The 17,295-nt window shown below is 74.1% G+C and carries 20 protein-coding genes; 9 read left to right on the top strand and 11 right to left on the bottom strand.

The window, feature by feature from the left end; translation table 11 throughout:
* Positions 1-15: 15 nt before the first annotated feature.
* Positions 16-975, bottom strand: a complete 960-nt coding sequence (locus ZF1_RS06705) for a helix-turn-helix transcriptional regulator (protein ID WP_073575494.1) — start codon at positions 973-975, stop codon at positions 16-18.
* A 66-nt stretch (positions 976-1,041) separates the two neighbouring features.
* Here ZF1_RS06705 and ZF1_RS06700 point away from each other — a divergent pair, with 66 nt between their 5' ends.
* Complete coding sequence (locus ZF1_RS06700) at positions 1,042-2,151, top strand: epoxide hydrolase family protein (protein WP_161151212.1); 1,110 nt, start codon at positions 1,042-1,044, stop codon at positions 2,149-2,151.
* A 45-nt stretch (positions 2,152-2,196) separates the two neighbouring features.
* On the opposite strand, the gene ZF1_RS06695 is transcribed toward ZF1_RS06700, so the two are convergent.
* Positions 2,197-3,378: a glycoside hydrolase family 3 N-terminal domain-containing protein gene (locus ZF1_RS06695; protein ID WP_376772718.1), complete on the bottom strand. Its 1,182-nt coding sequence runs from the start codon at positions 3,376-3,378 to the stop codon at positions 2,197-2,199.
* 125 nt (positions 3,379-3,503) lie between these two features.
* The gene (locus ZF1_RS06690) at positions 3,504-4,493 is read right to left on the bottom strand and encodes a glutathione S-transferase family protein (RefSeq protein WP_073575496.1); all 990 of its coding nucleotides are present in this window, start codon (positions 4,491-4,493) and stop codon (positions 3,504-3,506) included.
* Positions 4,494-4,527: 34 nt separating this feature from the next.
* On the opposite strand from ZF1_RS06690, the gene ZF1_RS06685 reads away from it, so the two are divergent.
* The 3 genes from ZF1_RS06685 (at position 4,528) to ZF1_RS06675 (ending at position 7,758) form a co-directional block, all read left to right on the top strand.
* A complete protein-coding gene (locus tag ZF1_RS06685) occupies positions 4,528-5,733 on the top strand; it encodes an acetyl-CoA hydrolase/transferase C-terminal domain-containing protein (protein WP_073575497.1) in 1,206 nt (401 codons plus the stop codon).
* A gap of 340 nt (positions 5,734-6,073) precedes the next feature.
* The gene (locus ZF1_RS06680) at positions 6,074-6,925 is read left to right on the top strand and encodes a glycine/sarcosine N-methyltransferase (RefSeq protein WP_100879853.1); all 852 of its coding nucleotides are present in this window, start codon (positions 6,074-6,076) and stop codon (positions 6,923-6,925) included.
* Positions 6,922-7,758, top strand: a complete 837-nt coding sequence (locus ZF1_RS06675; protein ID WP_482636758.1) for a methyltransferase domain-containing protein — start codon at positions 6,922-6,924, stop codon at positions 7,756-7,758. The genes ZF1_RS06680 and ZF1_RS06675 overlap by 4 nt, the downstream gene beginning before the upstream one ends.
* A 47-nt stretch (positions 7,759-7,805) precedes the next feature.
* On the opposite strand, the gene ZF1_RS06670 is transcribed toward ZF1_RS06675, so the two are convergent.
* The 6 genes from ZF1_RS06670 to ZF1_RS06645 all read right to left on the bottom strand — a co-directional run bounded on the left by ZF1_RS06670 (position 7,806) and on the right by ZF1_RS06645 (position 12,170).
* Positions 7,806-8,030: a hypothetical protein gene (locus ZF1_RS06670; protein WP_482636757.1), complete on the bottom strand. Its 225-nt coding sequence runs from the start codon at positions 8,028-8,030 to the stop codon at positions 7,806-7,808.
* 26 nt (positions 8,031-8,056) lie between these two features.
* A complete protein-coding gene (locus tag ZF1_RS06665; protein WP_482636756.1) occupies positions 8,057-8,968 on the bottom strand; it encodes an alpha/beta fold hydrolase in 912 nt (303 codons plus the stop codon).
* Complete coding sequence (locus ZF1_RS06660) at positions 8,932-9,507, bottom strand: GtrA family protein (RefSeq protein ID WP_405418899.1); 576 nt, start codon at positions 9,505-9,507, stop codon at positions 8,932-8,934. The genes ZF1_RS06665 and ZF1_RS06660 overlap by 37 nt, the downstream gene beginning before the upstream one ends.
* Positions 9,508-9,634: 127 nt before the next feature.
* Positions 9,635-10,222: a protocatechuate 3,4-dioxygenase subunit alpha gene (gene pcaG, locus ZF1_RS06655; protein WP_482636755.1), complete on the bottom strand. Its 588-nt coding sequence runs from the start codon at positions 10,220-10,222 to the stop codon at positions 9,635-9,637.
* Positions 10,219-10,917: a protocatechuate 3,4-dioxygenase subunit beta gene (gene pcaH, locus ZF1_RS06650; RefSeq protein WP_482636754.1), complete on the bottom strand. Its 699-nt coding sequence runs from the start codon at positions 10,915-10,917 to the stop codon at positions 10,219-10,221. The genes pcaG and pcaH overlap by 4 nt, the downstream gene beginning before the upstream one ends.
* Before the next feature lie 29 nt (positions 10,918-10,946).
* Positions 10,947-12,170, bottom strand: coding sequence for a 4-hydroxybenzoate 3-monooxygenase (locus ZF1_RS06645; protein ID WP_482636753.1), 1,224 nt, complete (start codon positions 12,168-12,170; stop codon positions 10,947-10,949).
* Positions 12,171-12,239: 69 nt separating this feature from the next.
* Here ZF1_RS06645 and ZF1_RS06640 point away from each other — a divergent pair, with 69 nt between their 5' ends.
* Entirely contained in the window at positions 12,240-12,995 is a 756-nt protein-coding gene (locus ZF1_RS06640) for an IclR family transcriptional regulator (protein WP_482636752.1), read from the top strand.
* Positions 12,996-13,052: 57 nt separating this feature from the next.
* On the top strand, positions 13,053-14,180 hold the full coding sequence (locus tag ZF1_RS06635) for an epoxide hydrolase family protein (protein ID WP_482636751.1): 1,128 nt from the start codon (positions 13,053-13,055) through the stop codon (positions 14,178-14,180).
* A gap of 4 nt (positions 14,181-14,184) precedes the next feature.
* Here the strand turns inward: ZF1_RS06635 and ZF1_RS06630 are convergent, their stop codons facing one another.
* Complete coding sequence (locus tag ZF1_RS06630; protein ID WP_202968090.1) at positions 14,185-15,414, bottom strand: FIST signal transduction protein; 1,230 nt, start codon at positions 15,412-15,414, stop codon at positions 14,185-14,187.
* Between the two features lie 95 nt (positions 15,415-15,509).
* A complete protein-coding gene (locus tag ZF1_RS06625) occupies positions 15,510-15,818 on the bottom strand; it encodes a S24/S26 family peptidase (RefSeq protein ID WP_062404275.1) in 309 nt (102 codons plus the stop codon).
* 112 nt (positions 15,819-15,930) lie between these two features.
* Between ZF1_RS06625 and sodN the strand changes: the two genes are divergently transcribed.
* From sodN to ZF1_RS06610, 3 genes are all read left to right on the top strand, one after another.
* Entirely contained in the window at positions 15,931-16,338 is a 408-nt protein-coding gene (gene sodN / locus ZF1_RS06620) for a superoxide dismutase, Ni (RefSeq protein WP_062400785.1), read from the top strand.
* Positions 16,339-16,462: 124 nt separating this feature from the next.
* Positions 16,463-16,795, top strand: coding sequence for an ArsR/SmtB family transcription factor (locus ZF1_RS06615; protein ID WP_482636750.1), 333 nt, complete (start codon positions 16,463-16,465; stop codon positions 16,793-16,795).
* Positions 16,792-17,277, top strand: a complete 486-nt coding sequence (locus ZF1_RS06610) for an SRPBCC family protein (protein ID WP_482636749.1) — start codon at positions 16,792-16,794, stop codon at positions 17,275-17,277. Before ZF1_RS06615 ends, ZF1_RS06610 begins: the two co-directional genes overlap by 4 nt.
* The last annotated feature ends 18 nt before the right edge of the window (positions 17,278-17,295 follow it).

The following is a 17,295-nucleotide window of genomic DNA, read 5'->3' as shown; positions in this document are numbered from 1 at the left end:
GGCCCTCGTGCGTGCTCAGGGGCCCGTGGTCGCCCGGGTGTAGCGGTCGGCCAGTGCGCGCAGCCGCGCCACCAGCTCCGGTGGCTCGGTGACGTGGAAGTCCAGGTCGAGCAGCCCGATGTACACCGCGACGGTCTCGATGCTGTCCGCCCCCGTCACGAGGACGCAGTGCGTGTCGTCGACCTCCTCGACCGCGCCGACGGCCGGGTTGATCCGGGCGAGCACCGTCGCCGCCGATGCGTCGACGGTGATGCGGACGTGCACCTGCCACCCGGTCGACGCGGCCTCCCGCAGGACCAGGGCCGGGTAGTCCCCGCCGGGCAGCGGGTCCGGGACGAACCGGCGGCCGGTCGCCGTGCGCGGGCGGACCAGGTCGACCCGCCACGTCCGCCACCCGCCGTCGAGCCGCCCGACCAGGTACCAGCGGCCCTGCCAGGAGACCATCCGGTACGGCTCGACCGTGACCGGCCACTCCTGCCCGGGCAGGTCGAGCCGCACGCAGGTGTGGTCGCGGATCGCAGTGGCGAGCTCGGTGAGCACCGCCGGGTCGACCTCCGGATCCGGGTCGACGGTGTCGGTGTTGCGCGGCCCCGCGACGGTGCCGTCGTGGATCGCGGCGACGCGGCGGCGCAGCCGGTCCGGGAGCACCTGGTCGAGCTTGGCCAGGACGCGGTCGCCGCTGTCCCCCAGCCGCCCGCCGCTCGCGCTCACGGTGCGCAGCCCGATCGCCACGGCGACGGCCTCGGCGTCGTCGAGCTGCAGCGGGGGCAGCCGCGCGCCGGGCCCGAGCCGGTAGTGCCCGGCGCCGCCACGGACGGCGTGCACCGGGTAGTCGAGTCCGCGGAGCCGGGCGACGTCGTTGCGGATGGTGCGGGTGCTGACGCCGAGCCGCTCCGCCAGCTCCGGCGCGGTCCACTCCGGCCGGCTCTGCAGCAGCCCGAGGAGCGCGAGCATGCGGGCGGCGGTGTCGGCCACGAGAACCTCCGGATCCGGTCGCGGACAGGAAGGGAACGTGCCTGTTCAACCGGCACCGTAGTACCCATGACGCCGTTCACCGTGCAGATCCCGCAGTCCGACCTCGACGACCTCGCCGACCGTCTGTCCCGCACCCGGTTGCCCCGTCCCGCGCCGGGAGACGACTGGACCTACGGCACCCCGGACGCGTGGCTGGCCGCGACCGTCGCGTACTGGCGCGACGGGTTCGACTGGCGGGCCCAGGAGGCCCGGATGAACGCCCACCCGCAGTACCGCACCGAGATCGACGGCCAGGTCCTGCACTACCTGCACGTCCCCTCGGCCGAGCCCGGCGCGACGCCGGTGCTGCTGCTGCACAGCTGGCCCGGCTCGTTCGCGGAGTTCCTCGACGTGATCGGCCCGTTGACCGACCCGGTCGCACACGGCGGCCGCGCCGAGGACGCCTGCTCGGTGGTGGTGCCCTCGTTGCCCGGGTTCGGCTTCAGCACCCCGCTCGCCGAGGGCGGCTGGACCACCGCCCGGATCGCCGCGACGCTGGACACCCTGATGCGCCGGCTCGGCTACCCCTCCTACGGGGCGCACGGCAGCGACGCCGGGGCGCTCGTCGCGCGGGAGCTGGGCCTGCTCGACCCGCCCGGGTTCCTCGGGCTGCACGTGCTGCAGCTGTTCTCGTTCCCGTCGGGCGACCCGGCCGAGTTCGAGCGGCTGGGACCGGACGACCACGCCGCGCTGGAGTTCATGCAGTGGTTCTCCTCGGTCGGCGGCTACAACGGGATGAACGCCTCCCGCCCGCAGACGATCGGCGCGGCGCTGGCCGACTCACCGGTCGGGCAGCTGGCCTACTCCGAGCTGTTCGCGTCCTTCGGCAACGGCACCGCGCTGGTGACCCGTGACCAGCTGCTGACCCAGGTGTCGCTGTACTGGCTGACCAACACCGCGGCGACCTCGGCCAGGATCTACTTCGAGGACGCACGCGCCGGCGCGGAGCCGCGGGTGAACCACGCCCGGACCGGGGTGGCCGTGTTCGCCTCGGACTTCCGGACCGTCCGGGTGTTCGCCGAGCGCGACAACAGCCGGATCGAGCACTGGAGCACCTTCGACGAGGGCGGGCACTTCGCCGCCCTGGAGCGGCCGGCCGACGTGGCGGCCGACATCCGGGCGTTCTTCGCCGGTTGAGGGGCGCTCAGCCGCGGCTGCAGAGCCCCTCCGGTTGAGGGGCGCTCAGCCGCGGCTGCAGAGCCCCTTGGCCGCCAGCACCCGCGCGACGGCGGTGTCGTTGGCCTGCGCCGTGATCCGCCCCTCGGCCAGCGCCTTCTCCGCGGCGTCGAGCAGCGGGGCGACCGGGGTGACGTTGGAGAACAGCGCCATGTCCGCGCCGGCGGTCAGGGCCCGGGTGGTGGCCTCGGCGAGCCCGAAGCGATCGGTGATCGCCTTCATCGCACCGAGGTCGTCGGTCATGGCGAGGCCGTCGAACCGGTAGTCCTCGCGCAGCAGCCGGTAGGCGGCCGGGGCGATGCTGGTGGGCACGTCGGTGGTCAGGCCCGGGACGTCGAGGTGGCCGAGCATGACCCCGACCCGCCCGTCGAGCGGCTTCCCCGGTCCGACGAGGTCGGAGTAGGGCCGGAGGTCACCGGCACGCAGCTGGTCCAGCGGCGGAGTGCTCACCGAGCCCTTGTGCGAGTCACCGGAGCTGTGCCCGTGGCCGGGGAAGTGCTTGAGGACCCCGAACACCCCGCCGGCCTGCTGTCCCTCGGCCCAGGCCGCGGCGTAGCGGGTGACGGTGGCCGGGTCGTCGGAGAACGAGCGGTCCCCGATGACGGCGGTGCGCGGCTGGTCGGAGACGTCGACCGACGGCGCGAGGTTCCAGGTGACACCACGTGCCTTCAGCTGTCCGGCGCGCTCGCGGGCGATCCCGGTGACCTCCTCGGGGCTGCCGGACGCGGCCATCTGCCGGGCGCTGGGGACCTCGCCGTCGAGCTCGTCGATGCGCTGGACACGGCCGCCCTCCTCGTCGACGGCGACGGCGAGCGGCGTGCGGGACGCCTTCTGCAGCGCCGCGAGCCGGTCGTCCTGCAGCAGCGCGGTCGCGTTGCCGCCGAGGAACACCCCGCCGACCTGCGACCCCCGCACGATCGCGGTGGCGCCGGCCGGGTCGGCGGCGTCCACCCCGACCATCAGGCGCTGGGCGAGCCGGTCGCGCGGGGACAGCGCCGCCACCATCGGGGCACAGGTGTCCGGGTCCGGCTGTGCCGCCGGCGCCGCCTGCGGCTGTGCACCCGGCGGGGCGGCGGCGGTGCTGTTCGCGGTGAGCTGCGGCCCGGCGACGGCGACGAGCCCCGCCGTCAGCGCGCCCACGACGGCGGCGGTGAGCAGTCCGGTGCTGCGACGGCGTCGCTGCCGGATCACGGGGTGGGGTCGTCCAGGCACTCGCATCGGGACCATCGTGACAGGCCCGTCCCGGCCCGGCGTCCCCGCCGCGCCGCGGTCACCGGCTCCCCCGGCCCGACCCGCTCCGCCGGGTGCGGGGCTCAGCCGACCGCGGGGACCCGCTCGGACTCCGGCGGCGGGCCGGGCGGGGTGCCGTCGCCGAACGGGCGCCCGCCCAGCTCCTCGCGGCCGTGCGCGGTCGTCCAGCCGGCGGTGTCGGGCCCCTTCGGGACGATCCCGGTCGGGTTCACCGACGCGTGCACGCCGTAGTAGTGCTGCTTGACCTGCTCGAAGTCGATGGTGTCGCCGAAGCCGGGGGTCTGGAACAGGTCCCGGGCGTAGGCCCACAGCACGGGGAGCTCGGTGAGCTTGTGCCGGTTGGCCTTGAAGTGGCCGTGGTAGGCGGCGTCGAAGCGGACCAGGGTCACCCACAGCCGGATGTCGGCCTGGGTGATCGAGTCACCGACCAGGTAGCGGCGCGTCGACAGGTGCTCGGACAGCTCGTCCATCCGCGACCACAGGGCGTCGTAGGCGCGGTCGTAGGCGCGCTGGGACGAGGCGAACCCGCACTTGTAGACGCCGTTGTTGACGTCGTGGAAGATCCCCTCCCCGATCTCGTCGATCGCCTCCGGGTCGGTCCACAGGTCCGGGGCGCCGTCGCGGTGGAGCCCCCGCCACTGGGTCGACAGGTCGCGCTCCAGCAGCGCGTACTCGTTGGTGACGACCTTGCCCGAGGCGACCTCGACCATGGCAGGGACGGTGACACCCTCGTCGTAGCCGGGGACGGCCTTCTCGTAGGCCTCGCGCAGGTACTCGATGCCGAGCACGGGGTCGACGTTCCCCGGATCGAGGTGGAAGCGCCAGCTGCGCTCGTCGTGCAGCGGGCCCGCGATGCCCATCGAGATCGCGTCCTCCAGCCCGAGCAGCCGCCGGGTGATGATCACCCGGTTCGCCCACGGGCAGGCGCGCGCGCCGACGAGGCGGTAGCGGCCCGCCTCGACCGGCCACGGCGACGACCCGTCGGCCGTGATCCGCTCGGCCACCCCGAGCGCCTCCCGTACGAACTCACCGCTGTCCTGGTCGGTCCCCATGCCGCCGACGCTAGCCCTGTGGTCGGATGGGCGCATGGGCGTCGACGGTGACCTCGCACGCGGTCTGTCCGAGCTGGTCGCGCCGGGTTCCCGGGTGGCGCTGGCCGACGGTTGCGGGCTCCCCTACGCGCTCGCCCGCCCGCTCTCGGCGGTCGCGGCCCGTGCCGGGGGTGTGCGGCTCGTGCTGGGCTGGGTGCCCGGCCCGGCCCCGGACCTCGAGCCGGACGCGTTCGCCGACATCCGCACCGTCGTCGGGGGGCCGGGAGCGCGGACGCTGATCGAGTCCGGGCGCGCGCACCGGGTCCCGGCCCGGCTCTCGGCGACGCCGGCGCTGCTGGCCGGTCCGCTGCGCCCGGACCTGCTGCTGGCGACCGTCGTCCGCGACGACCGCGGCGACCTGCGGTTCGGCGCGGAGGCGTCCTGGATGCGCGGCCTGTACGACGCCGGGGTCCCGGTCGCGGCGGTCGTGTCCCGCTCCGCGCCGCACGCCGACGCCGGTCCCCCGCTGGCCGGGGTGGCGGTGCTCGGTGAGGTCGACGGCCCGGACGGCGCGCCGCACACCGTCGCCACCCCCGCGCCGGGCGACGCCGACCGGGCGGTGGCCGCCGCGGTCGCGAGTCTCGTCCCGGCCGGGGCGCGGATCCAGTTCGGCCCCGGGCGGCTGGCCGCCGCACTCGTCGAGGCCCTGCAGGTGCCGGTCGCGGTGGACTCCGGGCTGCTCGCCGACGCGGTCGTCGACCTGGACGAGCGCGGGCTGCTGCGCGGGACACCGTCGTCGACGGCGCTCTACGGCAGCCCCCGGCTCTACGACTGGGCCGACCGGCTGGGCCGGGCCGGCCGCGGCACGGTCCGCCCGGTCGAGCACACCCACGACGTGTCCCGGCTCAGCACCGGCCCGGGGCCGCTGGTCGCGCTGAACACCGCGCTGGAGATCGACCGGGACGGCCAGGTCAACGTCGAGGGCGTCGCCGGTTCGGCGGCCGGGATGATCGGCGGGCACCCGGACTTCGCGGCCGCCGCGGTCCGCGGGCCGGGGTTGTCGGTGATCGCGCTGCCCGCGGCGCACCGCGGGCGCCCGACGCTGGTCGAGCGGCTCGGCGGACCGGTGACGACGCCGTCGCACGACGTCGACGTGGTCGTCACCGAACGGGGCACGGCGGACCTGCGGGGGCTCGGCCGCGCCGAGCGGCGACGCGCGCTGAGCGCCCTGTGGGGCGGCGCCGTTACGCCAGACGTGTGAACTCCGATCCACGGTGTGACCGGAACCACAGATCACCCGGGGTGAACGGATCACCGACGTCCCGGCCGCGGGCCACCGCCGGCCGGACGGCAGTGAGACGGCGTCCACTCCGGACCCACGATGTGTGACGACCACATGACGTCACTGGTGGGCCCGCACGCCGCCGGTCACCGCCCGGGTCCGCTCGCCGCCGCCCGGAAAATCCCCGAATGACCGGCCGAGTTGCGCATAACACAACTCCGGCGGCCGTTCCAGTCTCACCCTGGGTGAGGGGACAGGGGCCGCGGGGACACCTACCGTCAGGGCCGTCCCGCACCCGAGCGCCGAGGAGGCGCGCCCCATGACGGCAGACCACCGCAGCGGGCTCCGGGGGCCCGCCAGCACCGTGCAGGAGTTCGGCGACGCGCCCACGGAGGTCCGCGAGTCCACCCATTACAAGCACGAGTACGTGCAGACGTTCGTCGACAAGTGGGACGAGCTGATCGACTGGCGGGCCCGCTACGCCAGCGAAGGCAGCTTCTTCGTCGAGCAGCTCCGCAGGCGCGGTGTCACCAGTGTGCTCGACGTGGCGACCGGCACCGGCTTCCACTCCGTCCGGCTGCTGGAGGAGGGCTTCGAGACCGTCGTCTCCGCCGACGGCAGCGCCGAGATGCTGGCGAAGGCCTTCGACAACGGGATGAAGTTCGGCGGGCACGTGCTGCGCGTCGTGCAGGCCGACTGGCGCTGGCTCAACCGCGACGTCCACGGCGAGTACGACGCGATCATCTGCCTCGGGAACTCGTTCACACACCTGTTCTCCGAGCGTGACCGCCGCCGGGCGCTCGCCGAGTTCTACGCCATGCTCTCCCACGACGGTGTGCTGATCCTCGACCAGCGCAACTACGACGCGATCCTCGACAACGGCTTCAGCTCGAAGCACCAGTACTACTACTGCGGCGACGACGTCGTGGCCGAGCCGGAGTACGTCGACGACGGCCTCGCCCGGTTCCGCTACCGGTTCCCCGACGGGTCCCAGTACCACCTGAACATGTTCCCGCTGCGCAAGGACTACACCCGCCGCCTCATGCACGAGGTCGGGTTCCAGCGGGTCGAGACCTACGGCGACTTCCAGTCGACCTACGCCGACGACGAGCCCGACTTCTTCGTGCACATCGCCGAGAAGGCCTACCTCGACCAGGAGGACGCCGAGTGACACGGACGACCCAGGACACCGCCGAGCACACCGCCCGGTCCTACTACGACTCCGACGACGCCGACACCTTCTACTCCCGGGTCTGGGGCGGCGAGGACATCCACGTCGGCATCTACAGCGCACCGGACGAGCTGATCTCGGTCGCCAGCGCCCGCACGGTGACCCGGATGGCCGAGGTCGCCGGGGTCGGCCCCGGCACCCGGGTACTCGACCTCGGGGCGGGGTACGGCGGCGCGGCCCGCCGGCTGGCGGCCGCACACGGGGCCACGGTGCACTGCCTCAACCTCTCCCCGGTGGAGAACGCCCGCAACGAGCGGATGACCCGGGAGCAGGGCCTGGCCGGTCGGGTCGAGGTGACCACCGGCAGCTACGAGGACGTGCCGGTCGAGGACTCCTCGGTCGACCTGGTGTGGTCGCAGGACGCGTTCCTGCACTCCGGCTCCCGCGACACCGTGCTGGACGAGATCGCCCGGGTGCTCCGCCCCGGCGGGCAGGTGGTGTTCACCGACCCGATGGCCGTGGACGGGCTCGACCAGTCCTCGATCCAGCCGATCCTCGACCGCATCGCACTGTCCACGATGGCCACGCCCGGCTTCTACACCGACGGTCTGGAGCGGCGTGGCTTCACCGGGGTCCGTTTCCTCGACCACGCCGAGCACCTCGCGACCCACTACCGCCGGGTGCGGGAGGAGCTGGTGGCGCACGAGGAGGAGCTGTCGTCGTCGATCTCGGGGACCTACCTGACGGCGATGAAGGCGGGGCTGCAGCACTGGGTGGACGGTGGCCGCGCCGGGAAGCTCACCTGGGGGATCGTGCACGCGGTCCGGGCCTGAGGACGGTGTCCGGCCCGGGCCTCGCGCGGGGCCCGGGCCGGACGCGCTCAGCCGTCGTCGTCGGCGTCGTTGCCGCCGTCGTCGCCGTCCTGCCGGCCGTCCTGGTCGTCGTCGCCGTCGCGGTCGTCGTCCGTGTCCTGCTGCTGTTGCTGCTGCTGGGGGGCCGGCGCGGGGGTCGCGGACCCGCCGCCGCAGGACGCGGCGGTGGTGAGGACGAGCGCGAGCGCCGCGAGGGTGCCGAGCAGCGCCCGGAGAGGGGTGTTTCGTCGCATACGCACGAGTCTTCCGGATCGCCCGGTCAGCCGCAGAGGAAGCCCCGCACCGCCGCGGTGGTGACGGCGGGCTGCTCGTCGACGAGGAAGTGCCCGGCTTCGGTGACCGCCTCCCCGGTGACCAGACCGGGATCGGCGGCCGCGCGGCGCCAGACCTCCAGCGGGCTCTCGCCGTTGGCGCCGACGACGCCGCGCTCGCCCCACAGCACCAGGGTGGGCGCGGCGATCCGCTCACCCGCCGCGTCGGAGGCGGCGTCGTGCTCCAGGTCGATCGAGGCGCCGGCGCGATAGTCCTCCAGCATCGCGTGCCGGGCCGCCGGGTCGGCGAACGCGCGCTCGTAGGTGGCCAGTGCCTCGGGCGGGTGCGCGTCCAGTCCGGAGCCCCAGCCGCCGAGCAGCGAGTGCAGGTAGCCGATCGGGTCCCCGGCGATGAGTCGCTCGGGCAGGTCGGCGGGCTGGATGAACAGGAACCAGTGGTAGTACGCCGTCGCCAGCGCCCGGTCGGTGTGGGCGTAGACGTAGGCGGTGGGGAGGATGTCGAGCAGCGCGGCCCGCGCGACGCGCTCGGGGTGGTCGAGCAGCATCCGGTGGGTGACGCGGGCGCCGCGGTCGTGGCCGACCACGGCGAAGCTGTCGAACCCGAGCCGCGCCATGACGTCGACCTGGTCGGCGGCCATCGCCCGGAACGAGTAGCCGGCGTGGTTCTCGCCGTCGGAGGGGCGGCCGGACTCGCCGTAGCCGCGCAGGTCGGTGGCGACGACGGTGTGGTCGCGAGCCAGGTCCGCCGCGAGCGGCCCCCACATGGCGTGGGTCTGCGGGAAGCCGTGCAGCAGCAGGACGGGCGGGCCCTCGCCACCGCGCACCCCGTGGACGACGACCCGCTCCTCGGGCGGGCCGACGGTCAGGTCGAAGGCGTCGAAGTCGACTGTTCCGGGCACGGGTGCCGTCCTCCCTGGTCGGGTCGCGCACCGGCGGCCGGCCGCGCCACATCGAACACCCAGAACCGCAGCACCGCGAACCGCAGCAGCCCGCCGGCGAGGCTGGCGACCGCGACGACCGCGGCCTCCTCCCCCGGCGTGGTGGCCCCGGCCAGCTGGTGCAGCGCGAGCAGCACCGCGGAGGTGTAGGTCGCGTAGAACGCGACGGTGCCCGCGTCCTGCACCCACTCGCGCAGCCGGTGCGCGGGGGCGCCGTCGAAGGCGAAACGGCGGCTGGCCTCGGTGCTGATCGCGGTGGTGAGGACCAGCGCGACCAGGTTCGCCGGGACGGCCGGGAGCACCGGGCGGAACAGCAGGAACAGCGCGGCGTTCAGCGCCGTCGCCCCACCGCCGACGGCGGCGTAGCGGGCGAGCTGCACGGCCAGCGGGTACCGCCGCGACAACGCGACGACGGCACCGGTCACGCGCCCGGGGACCCGGGCCGCGGAGGTCGCCGGGTCCCCGAACGGCACGTGTGCCGCCGACTGTGCTGCGTCCACCGTTCCTCCCGCCCCTGCTGGGTAGATCTTCGCAGGAGTACCCCCGACGGATCACCGGGAATCAACCGGACGCGTCACACCTCCACGGTGTGATGCCCCGGGCGGGTGCGCGCGCGGCCGGGCACCGTCACAGAGCGAGGAACACCGTCTCCCCCTCGCCGCGCAGGCGGATGTCGAACCGGTACCGGCCCGGGCCCTCCGCGACGGCGACGAGCGTGTGCCGGCGCGCCTCCGGGACCGCGGCGAGCAGCGGGTCGGTGGCGTGGGCGTCGGTGTGCTCGGGGAAGTAGATGCGGGTGACGACGCGGTCGAGCAGGCCGCGGGCGAACACCGAGACGTTCACGTGCGGAGCCTCGGCGGAGCGCGCATCGGAACCGTGGGGCACCTCGTCGGGCAGCGCACCCGGCAGCACGGTGCGGATCCACCACCGGCCCTCGTCGTCGGTGGGGCAGCGACCGAAACCGCGGAAGCCCTCCACCGTGGACTTCGCCGCGCCGCGCGGGTCGTCGGGGTGGTCGAAGCGGCCGTCCGGATCCGCCTGCCAGGTCTCGACCAGCGCGTCGGGCACGAGCGCGCCGGCGCCGTCGACCACGGTCCCGCCGACGAGGACGGCGCCCGGGGTGCCGTCGGGCACGACGTCCGGGCCGTCCGGCCAGGGCAGCCCCAGCGACAGGTACGGGCCGACGGTCTGGGTGGGGGTCAGCGGCAGGCTCATGCGTGGGGCTCCTCGAACGGGGTGGCGCCGCGGCCGCGCAGCACGATGTCGAAGCGGAAGGCCAGTGCCCACTCGGGGCGGGTCGCGTCGAGGTCGAAGGTGGACACCAGCCGCCCGCGGGCCTCCTCCGGCGTCGCGTTGTAGATCGGGTCCTGGCCGAACAGCGGGTCGTCCGGGAAGTACATCTGGGTGACCAGCCGCTGGGTGAAGGCACGCCCGAACAGCGAGAAGTGGATGTGGGCGGGGCGCCAGGCGTTGTGGTGGTTGCCCCACGGGTAGGCGCCGGGCTTGATCGTGGTGAACGAGTAGTTGCCCTGCGCGTCGGTGAGGACCCGGCCGCCGCCGGTGAAGTTCGGGTCGAGCGGGGCGGGCCAGTTGTCCCAGCGGTGGGCGTAGCGGCCCGCGGCGTTGGCCTGCCAGACCTCGACGAGGGTGTCCGGCACGGGGCGGCCGTCGGAGTCGAGCACCCGCCCGGCGACGACGATCCGCTGGCCGAGCGCCTCGCCGCCGGCGCCGACGGTGAGGTCGTCGTCGCCGGGGCGGACCGGGCCGGTGAGCAGCGGGCCGGTGATCTCGGTGAGCCGCTGGGGCAGGATCACCGGCTGCTCGGCGGGTGCCCGCAGCGCGGTGCTGCGGTAGTCCGGTGAGAGCAGCGGTGCGTGGGTCCCGGCCGGGACGGGGGCGTAGCCCCGCATCGGCGGTCCTTCCTCGTGGTGGGTGGGATCTAGACGGCACCGTGCGGGAGGCCGACGTAGTTCTCGGCGAGGCTCGTCGCGGCGGCGCGGGAGGTCACGGTGTAGCGCAGCTGGGAGCGCTGCAGGCCGACGCCGAACGCGTCGCCGCCCTCGGTGGCGGGGTCGAAGCGGTGGAGCATCGAGGTCATGAACCAGGAGAAGTGCTCGGCCCGCCAGACCCGGCGCAGGCAGGTGTCGGAGTAGGAGTCGAGACCGCCGGTGTCGCCGTCGCGCAGCGCGCGCACGACCGCGTCGGCGAGCACCCGGACGTCGGCGATGGCGAGGTTCATGCCCTTCGCCCCGGTGGGCGGGACGATGTGCGCGGCGTCGCCGGCGAGGAACAGCCGTCCGCGGCGCATCGGGGAGGCGACCATGCTGCGCATCGGAGTGACCGAGGGCTTCTCGAGGAACTCGCCCTCGTTCATCGTGAAGCCCTCGCAGGCCAGGCGGGTGTGGAGGGCGTCCCAGATGCGGGCGTCGGACCAGTCGGCCGGGTCGGTGTCGTTCGGGACCTGGACGTAGAGCCGGGTCACCTCGGGGCTGCGCATCGAGTAGAGCGCGAAGCCGTCGTCGTGGTGGGCGTAGACGAGCTCGTCGGTGGTGGGCGCGGCCTTCGCGAGCACCCCGAGCCAGGAGAACGGGTAGACCCGCTCGGCGATGTCGGGTGCCACCAGCGGGCGGGAGACGCCGTGGAAGCCGTCGCAGCCGGCGATCACGTCGCAGCGCAGGACGTGCTCGGCGCCGTCGGCGTCGGCGTAGGTGACCGACGGGGCGTCGGTGTCGACGTCGTGCAGAGCGACGCCGGAGACGCCGAACTCGACCGGCAGGCCCGCGTCGTCGACGCGGTCGGCGAGCAGGTCCTTCACGACCTCCTGCTGGCCGTAGACGGTGATCCCGGTGCCGACGAGGTCGGCGAAGTCGATCCGGTGGTCGGCGGCGGGGGCGCCGGGCGCCTCGGCGAAGCGCAGCGAGATGCCGGTGTGCGGCATGCCCTCACGGTCCAGCCGTCCGGCGACGCCCATCCCGCGCAGCAGCTCGACCGTGGGTGCTTCCAGCACCCCGGCGCGGACCCGCGCCTCGACGTAGGCGCGGTCGCGGGCCTCCAGCACGACCGACTCGACACCGGCCAGCGCCAGCAGTTTCGCCAGCACGAGCCCGGCGGGGCCCGCTCCGACGATGCCGACCTGGGTCCGGGACTCGCGTCGCTGCGTCATGGGAGCCACCTTCCCGTTCCCGGCACGGCCGTTCGACCGAGCTTCCGCTCTACGGAAGAATGCCCGGTCATGACGACGCGTCCGGTCCGCTCGGGGGTCACCGCGCGGGTGCTGGACGTGCTGGGCGCGTTCAGCGCGAAGGACCCGGTGCTCGGGCTGACCGACATCGCCCGGCGCACCGGGCTCCCGCTGACGACGGTGCACAGGATCGCCGGTGAGCTCGCCGCGGGCGGGGCGCTGGACCGCGGCGACGACGGTCGCTACCGGATCGGGCTGCGGCTCTGGGAGATCGCGCACCTGGCCCCGGCCAGCCACGGGCTGCGGGAGGCGGCGATGCCGTTCCTGGAGGACCTGCACGAGGTCACCCGGCACAACGTGCAGCTCGCCGTGCTCGACCCGGACGACGCCGGCGAGGTCGTCTATGTCGAGCGCCTGTCCAGCCGCGACGCCGTCTCGATCGTCACCCGGACCGGGTCGCGGCTGCCGTCGACGGCGACCGGGGTCGGGCTGGTGCTGCTCGCCCACGCCGACCCGGCCGCGGTCGAGGCCGTGCTGGCCCGCCCGATCCGCCGGTTCACCCCGTTCACGGTGTGCCGCGCCGACGGTGTCCGGGCGCTGCTCGCCCAGGCCCGCACCGGCGGGTTCGTGGTGTCCGACCGGCAGATCGAGGAGGTGTCGATGTCGGTGGCCGCCCCGGTGCGCAGCGGGGACGGTCCGGTCGTCGCCGCGCTGTCGATCGTCGTGCCGGCCGCGACGAACCCGCACACCCTGGTGCCCGCGGTGCGCGCTGCGGCCCGTGGGATCAGCCGGGCGCTCGCATCGTGATCGTTCCGATGCCGTGACCGGTACGCCCGCCGTGGCGTTCCGTGCCACCGTGACGACGTGCGCGACTTCCGGATCGAGATCCCCGACGCCGAGCTGGACGACCTGCGTGAGCGGCTCGCCCGCACCCGCTGGCCGGACCCGGCGACCGTCGACGGCTGGTCCCAGGGCGTCCCGCTGGACTACGCCCGCGAACTGTGCGAGTACTGGCGCACCCGCTACGACTGGCGCCGCGTCGAGGCCGAGATCAACGCGTGGCCGCAGTTCCGCACCGGCCTCGACGGCGGCGGCGACGACTCGGTCGAGATCCACGTGCTGCACGCCCGCTCGAAGCACCCGGACGCGATGCCGCTGCTGCTCACCCACGGCTGGCCGGGCTCGCTGGTCGAGTTCCTCGGCGTGCTGCCCGCGCTGACCGACCCCGAGGACCCCGCCGACGCCTTCCACGTCGTCGTGCCGACGCTGCCCGGGTTCGGGTTCTCCGGCAAGCCCACGACGACCGGGTGGGGGGTCGAGCGGATCGCCGTCGCCTGGGCGCAGCTGATGGACCGGCTCGGCTACGAGCGCTTCGCCGCACAGGGCGGCGACTGGGGCTCGATGATCACCTCGGCGCTGGGGACCGCGGCCCCGGAGATGCTGTACGGCATCCACCTGACGATGGCGCTGGCGCCCAAGCCCGACGACGCCGCCGGGCTCACCGCGCAGGAGAAGGCCGACATCCGCTTCTCGAAGGAGTTCTCCCGCTACGGCTCCGGCTACTCCGCCGAGCAGTCCACCCGTCCGCAGACCGTCGGCTACGGGCTCGCCGACTCCCCCGCCGCGCAGTGCACGTGGATCGTGGAGAAGTTCTGGGACTGGACCGACTGCGCGGGCCACCCGGAGAACGTGATCAGCCGGGACCGGCTGCTGGACAACGTCATGCAGTACTGGCTGGGCTCGGCCGGCGCGTCGTCGGCACGGATCTACTGGGAGAGTTTCGCCCGCCGCCGCCTCGACGACGTCGAGGTCCCGACCGGCGTCGCCCAGTTCCCGCACGAGATGGTCAAGCTCCCCCGGTCCTGGCTGGAGCGCCGCTACACCGACCTGCGCTGGTTCTCGCGTCCCGACGTCGGCGGGCACTTCCCGTCGCTGGAGCAGCCCGACTCCTTCGTCGACGAGGTGCGGGGGTTCTTCCGCACCCTGCGCTGAGGTCTCAGACCACCAGCACGGACGCGGTGAACGCGTGCAGGTGGTTGCCCGGCCCGACCGGTCCGATCTCCCCGGCGGCGAAGAAGCCGGCCACCCGGGGTCCGGCCGCGTCGCCGGATCCGCCCGCGTGCGGGTCGAGGCCGACGCGCACGGCGTGCACGTCGTGGTCGGCGTCGCCGAACATGCCGGCGCCGCGACCGTTGCAGGAGAACAGCAGCGCGCCCGCGGCCGGCGCGGCGTGGCGCACCGGGGCGAGCAGTTCGTGCAGGTCCTGGGCGGCGCCCGCGGCGTCGCGGACCTGGAAGCGCACGGTGGTGCCGATCTCGACGACGTCGCCCGCGATGACGGCACCGTCGCCGACGTCGACGGCCAGCACCGCGCGGACCAGGAAGTCCCCACGGTCGTGGGACTCGGCGTACTCGTCGACCGCGACGCCCAGGTGCAGCCCGGTCAGCGCCTGCTGCTGCTCCTCGGGCGGCAGCGCGGTGACGATCTCGCGCAGCCGCTCCGCCGCGGGCCGCCCGGCGAGCTCGGCGATCCGGTTCTGCTCGGCGCGGGTGACGACCATCGGCGGCCCGATCGGGCGGCATCCCTGACTGACGACGACCCGCGCGTCGGACGTGCCGCCGAGCAGCACCCCGACCGCGCCGCCGTGGTGCACGGTCCCGCCTGCGAACAGCCGGTTGGCCCCGGGTCCGCCGGGGCCGCTCGCCAGGCCGCCGATCACCGGGAAGCCCGGGCTCGTCGACGCGAGCCGGTCCAGCACCCCGCTGACCGGGAACGCGAACGGGTCGGCGAGCAGGACGGCGACGCGGTCGTCCTCGGCGGGCGGGACCAGGCCGCGCACGCCGATCGCGTCACGGCCGTCCGGTCCGGCGCCGGGGCGGCGCTCGGCGACCGGGAAGATCGTCCGGACCCGGGTGCCGGGCAGCGACGCCGCCCAGACGGCGACGGCGGGCTCGCCCTCGACGCCGCGGCCGTCGGCCATCACGCCGTGCGCGGTGGTCCCGATCGTCGCGCCGGGCGCGGCGAGCTCCATCACCCGCAGCCCCGCGGCCTCGACCTCCTCGACCGGCGCGGCCGCCCCCGCACCGGGGCAGACGAAGAACACCACGAGGTCGGGGACGACGCCGAGCGCGGCCAGCGCCTGCCCCGTCGCGACCTCCGCGGCGCCGACGAGATCCGGCCCGACGGCCAGCCCGTCCCCGACCTGCACACCCTCACCGGCACCCACGGCCCCGACGCTACGTCAGCCCACGGCTCCCGCACCGGTTCGGGCGTCCCGCGCGGGGCCGGGACCGGTGCGGGGCGCCGGGTCCCGTGCGGGGCTCAGTGGCGGGGTCCGGGCACCCGGCCGGGGCGGGGCCAGAGGCGGTGGCGGGCGACGGCGTGGACGGAGGCAGGGCCCAGGGTGGCCGAGTCCGTGGAGCCGAACGGGTTGTCGCCGCGGACGTGCCAGCCGTCGCCGTCGGGGTGAACGGCCCGCTTCACCGACAGCTGTCCGGGGCGGGACGCCCAGGTCACGAGGACGACGTCGCCGGACCGGACGGGCGCGCCGAACCGGACCAGCACGACGTCGCCGTCGGACAGGGCCGGGGACATCGACGGCCCCCGCACCGTCACCCTCCGCAGGCGCATCACGGACTCCCTCCAGAGTGGATCTCTCGCGGCGGTGGTCGTCCTGCCCGACCACCGCCGCGAGGGTAGGGTCGCCGGTGCCAGAACGATCACCCCACCAGGGAGGACACTCATGCGGCTGTCCCGCATTCTCCGTCCGCGACTGGAGGCCACCGCGCACTGCGACCTCCCCTGCGGCGTGTACGACCCGGCCCAGGCCCGGATCGAGGCCGAGTCGGTCAAGGCGATCCAGGAGAAGTACCAGGGCAACGAGGACGTGGACTTCCGGGCCCGCGCCATCGAGATCAAGGAGCAGCGCTCCGACCTGGTCAAGCACCACCTGTGGGTGCTCTGGACCGACTACTTCAAGCCGCCGCACTTCGAGAAGTACCCGGAGCTGCACGAGCTGTTCAACAAGGCCACCAAGGCCGCCGGCGCGTCGGGCACCAAGGGCTCGAACGACCCGGCCACCGGCCAGGAGCTGCTCGACTACATCGCCCAGATCGACAAGATCTTCTGGGAGACCAAGCAGGCTGCCTGATCACAGGCCCTGAGACGGCGCTGACCAGCGGGGATCTCTCCCCGCGGTCAGCGCCGTCGTCGTTGCCGGGTCGTGACAAGTATGTGCCTTGACCGGCATATACCTGTTATGGCATGTTCAGCGGGTGCGTGACTCCTTCGACGTCCTGGCGGACCCGACGAGACGAGCCATCCTGGACCGGCTGCGGACGACGCAGGGCTGCGTCGTCGGAGAGCTCGTGACCGCGCTCGAGCTGAACCAGACCGCGGTGTCGAAGCACCTGCGCGTGCTGCGCCACATGGGCATGGTCGACGTCGTCGTCGAGTCCCAGCGCCGACGCTACGTCCTCCGGGCGGACGCGCTGGCCGAGATCGAGACCTGGCTCGCGCCGCATCGCGCCTTCTGGCAGGAACGACTCGACGCCCTGGGCGCACACCTCGACTCCCTCGACAGCCCCCACGGAGAGGAACCGTCATGAGCATCCAGGTCACCGTCGATCCCGACGGCCCGGTCCTGCGCTTCGCACGCCGCTACCCGCATCCGATCGAGAAGGTCTGGGCCGCACTGACCGAACCCGCCCAGATGAGTCGCTGGTTCCCCTGCGAGGTGCAGGCGGAGATGCGCGTCGGGGGAACGATCACGCTGACCTTCGAGGGCGGCGAGCAGGACCACGCCGAGATCACCGAGCTCGAGCCACCGACGGCGTTCGGGTTCACCTGGGCCGACGAGAGGCTGCGCTGGACCCTCGAACCCGACGGCGACGGCTGCGTGCTGCGTCTCGGCAACACCGTGCTCGACCCCCGCTGGTCGGCGCACACCGCCGCCGGGTGGGACCGCTGCTTCGAGGCACTCTCCGCACACCTCGGCGGGAGCGACCTCGACACCACGCCGGGACCCGACGAGGCCCTCGTCGCGCACTACCGTTCGGTGCTCGGGTCAGGAGCCCCGGCACCTCGGTGAGTCCGGACCCCGGCGCTA

It is taken from the genome of Pseudonocardia sp. ZF1 (assembly GCF_056835605.1).
This window is presented reverse-complemented; position numbering and strand designations above follow the sequence as displayed.